Annotated in this window: 14 protein-coding genes; 6 read left to right on the top strand and 8 right to left on the bottom strand. The window is 65.1% G+C overall.

Features of this window, described 5'->3' with window-relative positions; translation table 11 throughout:
- Positions 1–63 precede the first annotated feature (63 nt).
- From OHQ90_RS28235 to OHQ90_RS28225, 3 genes are all read right to left on the bottom strand, one after another.
- Positions 64–1,323, bottom strand: coding sequence for a PucR family transcriptional regulator (locus OHQ90_RS28235; RefSeq protein WP_328402551.1), 1,260 nt, complete (start codon positions 1,321–1,323; stop codon positions 64–66).
- A gap of 271 nt (positions 1,324–1,594) precedes the next feature.
- Entirely contained in the window at positions 1,595–1,831 is a 237-nt protein-coding gene (locus OHQ90_RS28230; RefSeq protein ID WP_328402549.1) for a hypothetical protein, read from the bottom strand.
- Positions 1,832–2,032: 201 nt separating this feature from the next.
- Positions 2,033–2,830: an SAM-dependent methyltransferase gene (locus OHQ90_RS28225; RefSeq protein WP_328402548.1), complete on the bottom strand. Its 798-nt coding sequence runs from the start codon at positions 2,828–2,830 to the stop codon at positions 2,033–2,035.
- Positions 2,831–3,155: 325 nt separating this feature from the next.
- Between OHQ90_RS28225 and OHQ90_RS28220 the strand changes: the two genes are divergently transcribed.
- Together OHQ90_RS28220 and OHQ90_RS28215 are read left to right on the top strand one after the other, a co-directional pair.
- Entirely contained in the window at positions 3,156–3,377 is a 222-nt protein-coding gene (locus OHQ90_RS28220; RefSeq protein WP_328402546.1) for a DUF397 domain-containing protein, read from the top strand.
- A gap of 88 nt (positions 3,378–3,465) precedes the next feature.
- Positions 3,466–4,353, top strand: coding sequence for a helix-turn-helix domain-containing protein (locus OHQ90_RS28215; RefSeq protein ID WP_328402544.1), 888 nt, complete (start codon positions 3,466–3,468; stop codon positions 4,351–4,353).
- Positions 4,354–4,688: 335 nt separating this feature from the next.
- Here the strand turns inward: OHQ90_RS28215 and OHQ90_RS28210 are convergent, their stop codons facing one another.
- The 5 genes from OHQ90_RS28210 to OHQ90_RS28190 form a co-directional block, all read right to left on the bottom strand.
- Entirely contained in the window at positions 4,689–4,994 is a 306-nt protein-coding gene (locus tag OHQ90_RS28210) for a hypothetical protein (RefSeq protein WP_328402542.1), read from the bottom strand.
- A 230-nt stretch (positions 4,995–5,224) separates the two neighbouring features.
- Positions 5,225–5,527 (bottom strand): putative quinol monooxygenase, encoded by a 303-nt coding sequence (locus tag OHQ90_RS28205; RefSeq protein WP_328402540.1) that lies wholly within the window; start codon positions 5,525–5,527, stop codon positions 5,225–5,227.
- A 32-nt stretch (positions 5,528–5,559) separates the two neighbouring features.
- Positions 5,560–6,255 carry an SDR family oxidoreductase gene (locus OHQ90_RS28200; RefSeq protein WP_328402538.1) on the bottom strand — a complete coding sequence of 232 codons (696 nt, stop codon included), beginning with the start codon at positions 6,253–6,255 and terminating at the stop codon, positions 5,560–5,562.
- A 45-nt stretch (positions 6,256–6,300) separates the two neighbouring features.
- Entirely contained in the window at positions 6,301–6,846 is a 546-nt protein-coding gene (locus tag OHQ90_RS28195) for a DUF2599 domain-containing protein (RefSeq protein WP_328402536.1), read from the bottom strand.
- Between the two features lie 157 nt (positions 6,847–7,003).
- Complete coding sequence (locus OHQ90_RS28190) at positions 7,004–7,246, bottom strand: hypothetical protein (protein ID WP_328402534.1); 243 nt, start codon at positions 7,244–7,246, stop codon at positions 7,004–7,006.
- A gap of 276 nt (positions 7,247–7,522) precedes the next feature.
- Between OHQ90_RS28190 and OHQ90_RS28185 the strand changes: the two genes are divergently transcribed.
- From OHQ90_RS28185 to OHQ90_RS28170, 4 genes are all read left to right on the top strand, one after another.
- Complete coding sequence (locus OHQ90_RS28185; RefSeq protein ID WP_442941194.1) at positions 7,523–8,767, top strand: lipase family protein; 1,245 nt, start codon at positions 7,523–7,525, stop codon at positions 8,765–8,767.
- A gap of 234 nt (positions 8,768–9,001) precedes the next feature.
- Positions 9,002–10,435 (top strand): lipase family protein, encoded by a 1,434-nt coding sequence (locus tag OHQ90_RS28180; RefSeq protein ID WP_328402530.1) that lies wholly within the window; start codon positions 9,002–9,004, stop codon positions 10,433–10,435.
- A 192-nt stretch (positions 10,436–10,627) separates the two neighbouring features.
- Entirely contained in the window at positions 10,628–11,710 is a 1,083-nt protein-coding gene (locus tag OHQ90_RS28175) for a fused (3R)-hydroxyacyl-ACP dehydratase subunits HadA/HadB (RefSeq protein WP_328402528.1), read from the top strand.
- Positions 11,711–12,086: 376 nt separating this feature from the next.
- The gene (locus tag OHQ90_RS28170) at positions 12,087–13,037 is read left to right on the top strand and encodes a helix-turn-helix domain-containing protein (RefSeq protein WP_328402526.1); all 951 of its coding nucleotides are present in this window, start codon (positions 12,087–12,089) and stop codon (positions 13,035–13,037) included.
- Position 13,038: the final 1 nt, after the last annotated feature.

Below are 13,038 nucleotides of genomic sequence, written 5' to 3'. Positions count from 1 at the left end.
GACCGTGTGACCAGCACAAATCCGCATCAGGTCGCGACGAGGTCGCGAGCTGGGGCTGTGGACCTACAGACGGCGCGCGATGCTGCGGTCGAGATCGCGGGCCAACAGCGCGATCGCCGCCTGGGAGATGCCCGCCGAGGTGGCCAGGTCGATGGTAGTGAGCTGGGAGATACGGCGCAGACGATAGTCGACGGTGTTCGGGTGGACATACAGCTGTTTCGCGGTCAGCTGGCGGTTCATGTCGTTGCCGAGATAGGCGCGCATCGTGTCGAACAATTCGGGGTGCGCGTCCAATGGATCGAGAATGGTGGCGATCCGCCGGGTCGCGGGGCCGCCGCGCGTGAGCTGGTACTCCACAGCCAGGTCGGCCATCTGGTACAGGCCGGGTGCGCGTCCGGCCACCCGGACCAGGTTGAGTAGCTCGTGCGCCTGCTCGGCAGCCTCCGGGATCTGCTCGGTGTTACCCAGGACCGGCGTCGCGGTGAGCGGCACCGCGGCGGCCTCGGTGAGCAGCGCGAGTACCTCGCCGGTGAGCATCACCGCGCCCGCGTCGACCGGGATCAGCAGGGTACCGCCCTTGGTGCTGAGCAGGGCCAGGACGCGGGAGTCGAAAACGGTGGCCAACGCCGACTGCAGCCGGCGCAACTTGCGGCGCGCTGCGACCTGCTCGTCGACCCGAGACTCTCGCTCGTCCGGATGTTCCGGAATCGACAGGGCCACCACCTGGTACGACTCGGCGATGGGGATACCAGTCTGCCGCGCCAATGCGGAGCTGCTGCGTCCGCTCAACAGTGTCGAGGCCAATGTCTGTGCCGCAGTGTGGTGTTCGCGCGCGACGAGGTGCTGTTCGTCGACGTAGGCGTCCGATACAGCAGCGGTGATCGCTTCGAGCAGTTCGAGCATCAGATCGGTGGCGACGAGCAGCTCGTCGACATCATCGGCCTTGGCCCGCGCGGTCACGAGACCGAACGCGATCCGGAGTCCTTCGTGGTAGGCGCGCAAGATGGTGCCGAGCGGCACGGCTTCCCGTGCCCATTGCGCCGCGGCTTCGCGGACCTCGTCGAGCTGTTCGTCGTCGGGTACCGCGCGCTTGTCGAACATTTCGGCGGCGAGCGCAAGACAGCTGCGGGTCAGTTTGGTGACGTCACCGCGCAGTTGCTCGCCCGGCAGCGTGCGGCAGGGGGCCATGCAGGTGGCGAAGTAGCCCACCATGCGCGAGGCCACCCGATCGGTGTTCTGCAACAGAACCGACGCCGGTTGCCCGCCGATTTCCAACGCCGTGTCAGGCGTGTTGATGGACAGATCCAGCGTCGAGAAGGTCATACACGTCGCTCCAGTAACCACGTCGGGCGTAATAGAACTGAGCCCGAATCGTGTGCATCACTATACGAAATTGTGATGAATGTGGGTAGCGATCGGTGAGATCTGTTGTCAGGCCCTGCGATTGTCCGAGTAGATATCCCGTCGCGCTGTGGTGTCATAAAGTTTCGGGCGCCGTGAGGGGTGTCCGACTGATCGGTCACGCGGAATTAGCGTCGACCAAAATCGGAGCGGCCGGTCTGTTTTTTTATCGCGCGCCAACCGGATGCGGTGACTATTCGTCGTCGAGTCCGGCGGAGAGGTAGGCGGCCGCGGCGAGCCACTGCCTGCACTGTGGTCCATGGACGTCGTGAATGTGCAGAATTTCGCGGGCCAGCCGGTAGGTGAGAGCCCGCGGCTCGGTGCCGCAATCCGGTGGTGTGAAGTCTGGAACCGCACGTGGCCGCACCATTTCGATCCCGGTGGCGCCGGCAAACGCAACTCGGTGGGGAGTTCGGAATGGCTGACTCATCGACCGCCCCTCGCATATGAGATGGGGAGGCTGATCGCGCCGGCGCGAACTCCCTGCGTACCTCCCGGATTATCGCTCGAGTTTAGGCTGTTGTCGCTTACAGATGCAAGTACATTTGCACGAACGGCCCGAACGAAAACACCAGCGGCCCTTGGCGCATAGCCCAGGACCGCCGGTGTCGAAGTGTCGTTGTGAGGCCGACTACGGCTTGCGCGCGACGGCGCCGTACGCGGAGATGGGCCGAATATCGCCCACCTCGGTGTCGCCTGCCCTCCACTCCGTGATGGAGACGAAACCGGGATCGACCAACTCGAGACCGTCGAAGACGGACCGGATTTGGGCCTGCGGCCGCGGCGTGTAGGGATCGCCGCCGGTGCCGGTGTAGTTCTCACACAGCGTGACGTAGGCCTGGCTGTCGTCGGTGCCGTCCCACATGACGAGGTAACTGCCCGACGGCACGGCGTCGAGCACCGTGTGCACGATCCGCAGCAGTTCGTCATAGGTCTTGGCGTGGCCGAGCACGCCCATGAACATGACGCCGATCGGCTCGTTGAAGTTCAGCACATTCTTCGCGTCGGAGACAATCTGCTCCGGGTTGTGGAAGTCGCAGTCGACGTAGGTGGTCACACCCTCGTCCGAGGTACTGGTCAGCAGCGCCCTGGCGTGCGTCAGCACCAGCGGATCATTATCGACGTAAACGATTTTCGCTTCGGGGATGACGCTCTGGGCGACCTCATGGGTGTTCTGCATGGTCGGCAGGCCGGTGCCGATGTCCAAGAACTGGCGGATCCCCTGCTCGCCCGCGAGGTAGCGCACGGCACGGATCAGAAACTGCCTGGACTGCACGGCCATGGTGGTGATGTCGGGGTCGACCTCGACGCCGGCGTCACCGGCGATCTGATCGATTTCGTAGTAGTCCTTACCGCCCATCCAGTAGTTCCAGATTCGCGCCGAATGGGGAATGTCGGTGCGGATCAATGGGCTGTGGTCGTCGGGCATGAGTGGGGGCTCCTCAGCAAGCAGGTGCGGCACGCGGGGCGAGCTGGCGCGGCGGGTGTCGCTAATGACTGGTACATCCGATGTGCACTGTGACAGTACAAGATTCGCGCCGCAGGGACGGTCGGGATCGGTGAGCTGAGCACGGTATTTCGCGGGTCGGAACGGTCGCCCGTTCAGAGCGGACCGTGGGGTCCGAAATAGTAGGCGCGTGAGGGTGAACTTCGTGCTATCGTCCCAATTGTCAGTGCAGATGCAAGAACGTTTGAGAGTGCATCTGCAAGAACTGACTCGAGTTGATCCACTGGCGCAACCGAGGAGTGGGGAAATGTCGGATACATCTAGCAACAAGATCGATGGCAGCTGGCGCAAGAGCTCGTTCAGTAACCCGAGCGGGAACTGCGTCGAAGTGGCAGCGGCGACCAATAACCTGATAGCCGTTCGGAACTCGCGGGACCCGGAGGGTGGAGTGCTCTTCTACACCCGTCCGGAGATCGATGCGTTCGTGCGCGGCGCGAAGGCCGGCGAGTTCGACGATCTGACTAGCTGAGCGGTAACATTGGCGGTCGGTGCGGTGTGTTTCGAACTGGGGTGTTTGTGACACACTGTGGTCAAACCCGAGTATCGGAGATGACTTCATGATCGCAAAACCCGATGACGACGGTCGTGTGCAATCGGTTGTCGCGGAACGTGGTCCGACCGTGCTGCGGATCGCACTGGGCGGCCAATTGCGCAAGCTCCGGGAGAAGGCGAATATCACCCGGGAGGCCGCGGGCGACGCCATCCGTGGTTCGCATGCCAAGATCAGTCGGCTCGAGCTGGGCCGCACCGGCTTCAAAGAACGCGACATTCGAGATCTGCTGACCCTCTATGGCGTCGACGACCCTGTGGAGCGGGAACGATTCCTGGACCTGGCCAGACAGGCGAACGAACCGGGCTGGTGGCATCGCTACAACGATCTGCTGCCGTCCTGGTTCGGCACCTACCTGGGTTTGGAGCAGGCGGCCAACAAGATTCGCACCTACGAGGCGAATCTGATTCCTGGACTGTTGCAGACTCCCGAATACGCCAGGGCGGTCGTCTCCCTCGGTTACGAGGACGCCGACATGGATCGGCGGGTCGCGGTGCGTCAGCGCAGGAAAGAGATCTTGTTCCGGCAGGATCCGCCCGTGGTGTGGGCGGTGATCGATGAGGCCGCGCTGCACCGGCCGGTCGGCGGCGCGCGCGTCCAGCGTGAGCAGATGGAACATCTCATCAAGCTCTCCGAATTACCCAACGTCACCATCCAGGTGTTGCCGTACGCGGCGGGGGAGCATGCGGCGGCAGGCAGCTCGTTCAGCATTCTGCGCTTCGCCGAGCCCGAGCTGCCCGATATCGTTTATCTCGAGCACCTCACCAGTGCGCTGTACCTGGATCGTCGGCAAGATCTGGCGCTGTACCTGTCGGTTATGGACCGGCTGAGTGTGCAGTCCGAGCGTCCGGAGAAGTCCGTGGAGATTCTCCGGGAGTACGCCCAGGGGGAGTGAGGTCCGGCGGTTCGCCGTCGGCCCCGGTTTTCATTCGATCGCGCCCGTTTTGTGTGCCGTCATGCCGGCTCGTGCCCGGGCGGACTGTTGCTGGTTGAGCGATCGGGCTTCACATAGCAATAGATGTGGCGTCGGCGCGCACGTGGACCGCAGATGCCTGCGGAATCAGTGGGGCGCAGAGTCGCTCAGTATGGGATGAACCCGTGCGTTCGGGTTATCACACAGCGCGAGGTGCGGCGGGCGCCGATGGGCGCAGGACACCGCAGGTGCCGCGGGATGCTCTGTATCACGCAGCGGCACAACAGTATTCGGTGCCTGCGCGAGCGCGCACTACCTCACTGCTTGATAAAAGTGGAGGCGATGCGCCAGAACGCATCCGGCTGCAGGACCTCGAGATCCCAGTCGTCGGCCATCGCATGCGCGGTGGTGACGATCCGGTCGATGTCGAAATCGTGGCGGGTGGCCGCGCCGGTGGATTCGACGGCGTGGATCACGAACGCGACGGCAGTCTCCCGCGTGAGTGCGGCAGGCCGCTGGCCCGATCGTGACGACGGTGTGCTCATATTCGTACCGTTCGCTGGCTGGTCGGCCAGTGCGGCATCGGCTATTCCGAGCCGGCCGCCGTGAAGTGGTTGGTCCATTCGAACGCCCCTGACGTCTGGCGGCAGCAAACCCATGGCGACATTGGCCCTTGGCTCGCCCACGCGGCCTCCCCTGGTTGTCCCCTATATAGCGTTGCGGGACTGAGTTTAGGTCGGTGCGCCTTTCAGATGCAAGTACATCTGCACGATCGATTGCGTGTGCGCAGAGGCGATTTCGTGTCTGCTAACCGCCCGCGAACGCGTGGCGAAAGCGCGTTCCGCCGGGCAACTCAGTTGGCGTTGACGAGGACATCGGTGCTGTAGTGAACCTGGGTGCCCGGCTCGACATATCGGTCTGCCGCGCTGCGCCACGCAATGAAATGGTCGGTGAATCGATGCGCTTCCGCTGCCTCGTCGTCGACATATACCTGGTACAGGAAGAACCGGTGCGGATCCACGCGGTCGGCACAGACATCGAACCGGAGGCAACCCGGCTCCTCACGCACCGACGCGGCGGCGCTGCGGCCGACGGCGGCCAGAAATTCGGAGCGAGAGCCGGGCCGGATCTTCAGGGACACGATACGGCTGAACACAGTGACGGACTCCAATCGGGGACGTGCACAAGTCAATCGGTCGGGGCGGCACCGCCTTGGGCGACCGACTGGTTATCTAAATTTTCGATCGCGGAAGTCACCGGAATGGCACCTGAGATCAGTTCGAGTGCCGCTCCCGCGGTCTGCGGGGCGTGCAGAATTCCCGCCAGGACCATGGCGACATCGGTGCGCGGGATGGCGCCGTGCGGCAGCGGCGGCGGACCGAGCGTCACGAGGCCGGTGGCGGGAGTGTCGAGGAGGCGGCCGGGGCGCAGGATCGTCCAGTCCAGATCGCGGGCACGCAAGTCGTCTTCGGCTTGGGTTTTGGCATCGATGTAGGCCGCCCAGACCTCATCGCTGCCGGCCGCGGGCGGCGCTCCCGCACCCATCGTGGAGATCTGCACGAAACGGCGCACGCCGGCCTGCTCGGCGGCGGTGGCGAGCAGCACCGAACCGCCCTTGTCGACCGTGTACTTGCGCTCCGCGCTGCTGCCCGGGCCCGCGCCAGCGGCGAAAACGACGGCGTCATAGCCCTGGATGGCCGCGGCGACGTCGCCGAGCGCAGCATGTTCGAGGTCGAGCACCACGGCGCGAGCGCCGGTGGCGGCGATGTCGGCTGCTTGCTCCGGTTTGCGGATCATGCTGTCGACCTTGTCACCGCGTTCGGTCAGCAATTCGGCGAGCAGCAGTGCGATCTTTCCGTGTCCGCCTGCGATGACGACGCGCATGGGTGGTCCTCTCCGGTCGGTGCCGCGTGATATTCGGTGCGGTGATCAGCGTTCGGGTCCGCCCGGGTTGCAACCGGCTTGGACGATGGCCTGATAGTCGAGCGCTGGACGCCAGGGTTCGAGATTCCAACTCGGTTTGTTCGGCGCCACCATGCGGGCCCAATGCCAGTGACACACGAACTGGTCGCGCATGCCGGGTGTATCGGCCGTTGCGGACTGCGCGAGCACTTCTTGCCAGGCGCGGTCCTCGGAGCCGGGGAAAGTAGTATGCCGCCCGGCCGGTGTCGGGAAGACGAGCAGCCGCGGGCCATCGATGGCTACTGTCCACTCGATGTGGTCGATGAGTGCTTGATCAGCATAAGGATCGACGGTGGGAGTCGCGGCAGATGACGTCGAGATCGACGTCTCGGTGGTGGCAATGGAGGTCGTGACGGCGGGCGGGTCGAGCGTCGAGGCTGCCACCGACGCCGGCTGATCGGTTTCGCAACCGCTGATCGCGAGCAGCAGGGTGGCGCAGAGCAGAAGTGCCGCGCCGGACAGCATCGACGGGCGAGGTAGGTGCCTGCCCGGATAGGGCGGAATCGGGTTCACTGGGTCACTGTCGTTCCTCCCGCATGGTCATCGCAACCGAGCGTAGCCAAGGTTCGCCGGTGCGGCATATGACCAGCGGACCTCTGATCGTGGTGTGCGACTGCGGCGGAGAGTCAGACGAGTCGCGGTGACAGCGAGGTCGGGGTTCCGCCGGTCCTCAGTGCCACAGCGAACGGCACGGCAGCGGTCGGAGCTCGGGTCGCACCTTGTTGTCCACGGTGACCACCAGCCCGGCTTGCACCGCGGCGGAGGTGAACTCCCACGCCTCGGCGCGGGTGGCGGCGTATTCGAGGATCAGAGCCTCGTCGGGTGTCGGTCCATCGAAGTAGACGGTGATCCGACGGGTGGGTGACTCCCTGGCGTACTCCCGGTCGGTCAGTTTTCGCGCAGTGCCGTCCATGCCACTGTCTCCTTCCGCCACCGGCGCGGCAACGACGCCGGTACTTGTGACGGTAGGTCCCCACCATTGTGGGGAATATGGTGAACCTCGGCTGTTGGGCATCTCACAGGGCCGATGCCGGGCTATAGGGGGTTCTCACCAGGGCCGATGCACTATCGTCACGACCAGTCACGCGAAACTTGTGACTTGTCAAAATGTTTCGCTCCAAATATGTAACTGTGGTCCGTTGTTGTAAACGATGGTCACAACGTTGGACCCATTCTGGAGGCATCGTCGATGAGGCAGGCCCTACGTTCTAGGCGCAAGTGGAGATCCGGTAGGGGGGTGGTGCGCACAGTCGGTGCGATGGCCGCCGGTCTACTGATGGTGGTCGCGGTCGCGGGGACCGGTCACAGCGCACCGATATACCCGGCGGCGGATCCGGACCCGTTCTATTCGATCCCGGCGAATCTGGCGGACATGAAGCCCGGCGACGTCATCGCCACCCGCACGATGCCGCCACTGCCGATCTTCCCGGACACCACCGTGACGGTGGTGCGGTTCCGGTCGATCAACTCCCAGAGCAAGCCGATCGCGGCGACCACCACGGTGCTGACGCCGCGCGGACACAAGAAGGACGGCCCGCTGCTGTCCTATCAGCACATCATCAACGGCCTCGGCGCAGAATGCTCGGTCTCGCGGGTGCTGTACACCGACGATCCGAATCTGATCGTGCGTGAGGCTCCTGCGTGGAATGTTTTGCTGCAGCAGGGTTGGACGGTCGCGCTGCCCGATCACCTCGGGCCCCAGTTCGCCTATGGCGCGGCGAAATTGGGTGGTCAGATCACCCTGGACGGTGTCCGCGCCGTCAAGCAGGTATCCGAGCTGCAGGTGGAGAAGAGCCAGGTGGGCATGGTCGGCTACTCCGGCGGTGGCATGGCCACTGCATGGGCGGCGGCGCTGGCGCCACAGTATGCGCCGGAACTCGACATCGTCGGCGCGGCCATGGGCGGGGTGCCCATGAATTTGGTGAAGATGCTCGAGGGGCTCGGTCTCGGTTCGCATCCGGCGTTCGGGCTTGCGCTGGCCGCCGGGCTCGGTCTGGAACGCGAGTACCCCGACCGGTTCCCGCTCAGTGACCAGCTGAACGACCGCGGGCTCGCCGCCCGCGCGGCCATGGCCAACAGCTGCACCAATGACATCCTGGCCGCGGGTGCCGGACACGGCGCGATGGACTTCGCGAAGACGACGTCGATGATCAACGACGGCGACGCCCGCGCGGTGGTGGAGGAGAATAGCCTCGAACTCTACGACGGCGTGCCGAAAGCGCCGGTCTTCGAATGGCACTCGCCGATCGATGGGCTCATCCCGGTCGACGCGATCACCAACACCGACCGTCGCTGGTGTGCGGCAGGGGCGCGGGTGGAGGCACAAGTGACGCCGGTGCCCGATCATCTGACCGCGGCGGTGCTCGGCATCCCGGCGGCGCTCAGCTGGCTGAACGCCCGTTTTCAGGGGGAGCCCGCACCCAGCAACTGCTGAGGACCCACCGCATAGATACCAACGGGCCGAAGGCGATTCCACCGAATCGCCTTCGGCCCGGTTGTTGCGATATGGCGACATGACACATACAACTCGGGCACAGCGGAATCTCGGACCATGCACGGCGGGTTAGCCTGACGTTTCGAGCCCCGGTGCGACAGGGGGCATTTCGGGGTCGAGGAGTCCCGTCATCTCCAGCACCAGGCAACCGACGTCGCACGCAGAGGGTGTGTCATGAGATGTTTGCGTGCCTTGTTCTTCGCTCTGTTGCTGGTGTGCCCGCCGGTGCTCGGGCAGGCGGTCGCGGAGCCGCTGCCCGACCCGACCGCACCGCCTGGATCGCCTGCGCTATCCGATCTTTCGGGACTGCCCAGGCTGTTGACTCCGGAGAACGGCGCACTCCTACCCAGCCTGCAGGAATGGATCGATCGGGTGCTGCCCCCGCCGCCCATCCCGTTCGCGCCGGCGCCGGACCCTGACCCGCTGTCGACTGGTCCGACGCCCGCGCTCGCCGCGCTGCGGCGGGCGGTGCTGCCCGCACCGGTCGGTGATCCGATCTTCGATGCGTGGCCTGCGAATCTGGAGGATTTCGCCGAGGGTCAGTTGCTCGAGGTCCGGGACATCACCCCCACCGCCGGGCCGCTGATCGTCGTCCCCATCAGACAGGCGCTGTTGCTGAAGTTCCGCACCACCGACGCGCACGGGCTGCCGTCGTATGCGACGGCGACGCTGATTGTGCCGACCACCGCGTGGGCGGGCCCTGGCAGCAGGCCCGTAGTGGTCAACAATCTGCCGATCGACGCCCTCGGCCGCGACTGCACGCCCGGCTACAGCTTCGCGCACGGATTCTCGACGAAGACCAGCTTCACCGATTTCATCCCACCGACAACACAATTGGCGGTGCTGCGCGGGTATGCCGTGCTGATTCCCGACCACGAGGGACCCTGGATGGCCTACGCGGAGCCGTATGTGGCGGGGCATGCCGTGCTCGATGCGATTCGCGCGGTGCGCGAGCTGCGCCCGGAGGAATTCGGGGACAGCAAGTTCGCGATGGCCGGATATTCCGGTGGTGCGATCGCCACCCACGGCGCAGTCAAACTGATCGACAGCTATGCGCCGGAGTTGGCCGAGGTGATTGTCGGAGCCGCGCTGGGTGGGGTGCCCGCCGATTTCGAGATCCTCGCTCGGAGCATGAACGGCAATCTCGCCTCGGGGGTGTTCATGGCCGCGACCTTCGCCATCGGCAGGGAACGTCCGGAGATACTCGCGCGGATGAACAACCTGGCGCAGTGGGTGGCGACCTCGCCGGTGAAAGACCTGTGCGGCAACGGCTTCGGGATCGCCGGTGTGCTCATGCTGCCTATCGATGTGGCTGCGAACTTCGCCGACCCGCTGCACTCCGAGCTCGCTGCGCAGATCTACCGGGTGACCAGGATGGAAGGCATGAAGTCGGCAACGCCGCTCTACATCTACAACGGCGAGCAGGAATTCTGGATTCCGGCCGAGGGAGCTCGCAACCTCTATCACGAGCAGTGCGGTCTCGGTGTCCCCTCGGTCTATCGCAGTGTGCTCGGTGAGCATGTCATTGCCGCGGGCCTCGGCTATCCGGAGGCGATGGTCTGGCTGGATCAGCGGCTACACGGCGTGCCTGCGCCCGACGAATGCTGAGATTTGCTCGTCTGCCGGACCTCCTCGTTGCGCTTGCCGTGGAATCGGCGATTAATGTCACGTGATAGTGATACGCGTTGTCCATTGTCGTGGTGCCCAGACTTTCCGTCGAGCGCCGCGAGCGTTGACCGCTGTGCCGGTACGGTGGGCCGGTCCGGACGCGGTGACAGACCGGATCGGCGGATGCGACCGATGAACAACACCGGGGCCGTTGGGCCGGAGCAGGCGTCGCACCAGGCCCGGGCCCTGGTCGGCCGCCATTATCGAATGACCGATCACTACGAGGTCGGGCGGGAGAAGATCCGCGAATTCGCCCGGGCTGTGCAGGACGATCACCCGGCGCACCGGCAGGAATCGGCAGCGTGGGAGCTGGGCTACGACGGGCTGATCGCACCGCTGACCTTTCCGTCGATCGTCTGGCTGCTGATGCAGCGCAAGATGTTCGAATCGGTGATCACCGGTTACGACATCAGCCAAGTCCTGCAGACCGAGCAGACCATCCACATGCATCGGCCGATCGTCGCGGGTGACCAGTTGCGCTGCGACTCGTTTATCGAGTCGTTTCGGCAGTTCGGCGACAACGACTTCATGGTGACCAAGAACGTCCTCACCAACCAGCACAAGGAGCTGTTGCAGACCGCGTGCACCACGGTGGTGGCGCGTACCGGCACCGAGGTCGCTCCCGACCTCGCGGCGGCGGTCGACGGCGTCATCATGACCGGCCAGGCGCTTGCCGATCGCCTCGGCGCGGCGCAGCGGCGCACATCCCCGACAGCGGACCCGGGACTCGTCGAATGCTCCGACGACCTGCCCGCGGGACCGGTCGACGAGGCGCAGGTGCGGGAGCGATGCAGCGTCCCTACCTTCGATCAGCTGCGGGTCGGTGCGGAACTGCCTGCCGGCATCGTGTCGCTCACCCGCGGCGACCTGGTGAATTACGCTGGGGTGTCGGGTGATTCGAATCCGATCCATTTCAGCGACCAGGTCGCCTGTGCCGCGGGTCTGCCCGATGTGGTGTCGCACGGACTGCTGACCATGGGCCTCGGCGCGGGGTATCTCACCGAATGGCTGGGTGATCCGGCCGCCGTCACTACATACGGCGTACGGTTCGCCGGGTTCGCGCCGGTCGCGCAGACCGAGCACAGCCGGATCGAGTTCCGTGGTCGGATCAAGTCGCTCGATCCCGATCGCCGTGCGGCGATCGTCGCCCTCACCGCGACTTCCGACGGCAGGAAGCTGTTCGGGCGCGCGACGGCAGAAGTTCTACTGCGCTGATCCGCGACGGTAGGCGACGACATCTGGAGCCCCCGGCGGGTGCTTCGCGACGTGGGCGCGTGGGTACAGACCCTGGGCGGCCTCTCAGCTTCGAGTCCCCCCGTCCATGGGGAGGCCGCTGCAGGAAGGCCGTGTCGAAGCCGTGAGATGAGCGTATTCGTCCGACACGCCGATCGAGAGGCGGTCGTCGTGGAATGTGTAATGCCCGGTACTACCGGCGATTCGCGTGGGATTGTCACCATGGAATCGCGTGGTGACCGGCGCGTCGCCGGTGCATCCGCGGTGCCTCGGATGCCTGTGCATGTGCACGAATATCTGTGCGGTTGAGGCACTTTGGCCGTAGAAAGTCACGGTCGTGACATGGCAGACTCGGAGCATGCCTGCATCGGAGCTACGAGAAGGGGATGGCCCCCCGTTTGCCGGAAGTGTGGCCGCCGACGGCGGACCCACGGTGCTGCGCATGATTCTCGGCGGCCGCATGCGACGGCTGCGAGAAGCGTGCGGGATCAGCCGGGAGGACGCGGGCGAGGCCATTCGCGGATCACATTCGAAGATCAGCCGACTAGAGCTGGGCCGGGTCGGTTTCCGGCAACGCGATCTCGTCGATCTGCTCGCCTTCTACGGGGTCACCGATCCTGAGGAATTGGCGGAGTTCATCGAGCTGGCGCAGCAGGCCAGCGCATCGGGCTGGTGGCACCGCGACACCGACTGGCTGCCCAAATGGTTCGACACCTATCTCGGCCTGGAACAGGCGGCGCGGCTGATTCGCTGCTACGAGCCGCGGGCGGTGCCCGAACTGTTGCAGACCGCCGACTACGCCCGCGCCCTGCTGACGCTCGCACATCCCGACGAGCCGGACGAGGCGATCGAACGCCGGGTGGCGCTGCGCATGCGCCGACAAGAGATTTTGGTGCGTCGTGACCCGCCGCAGTTCTGGGTGACAGTCGACGAGGCGGCATTGCGGCGTCCGATCGGTGGTTCGACCGTGTGGCGTGGGCAGTTGGACCACTTGGTTCGGCTCGCCGCGCAACCGCATATCAGCGTCCAAGTGCTCGCCGATCATGTCGGCGGACCCGCGATCGCGGACGGTGCATTCACCATGCTGCGGTTCGCGGAGCCCGACCTGCCCGATATCGTCTACCTCCAGCAGTTGACCAGCGCCCTGTACCTGGACAAGCGAGCCGATCTCGATGCCTATCTCCGGGTGGTGAACGTGCTATCGGTGCATGCCGCGCCGCCGGAATACACCATCGGACTGCTCGAAGCGCTGCGGGAGCGGATGCCACGCACCGTTGATCGGCCGTCGGACACCGGCGATCAGCAGTAGC

Source organism: Nocardia sp. NBC_00403, from assembly GCF_036046055.1.
GTDB lineage: Bacteria > Actinomycetota > Actinomycetes > Mycobacteriales > Mycobacteriaceae > Nocardia.
The sequence above is the reverse complement of the archived record's forward strand: the minus strand, read 5'-3'. Positions and strand labels throughout refer to the sequence as shown.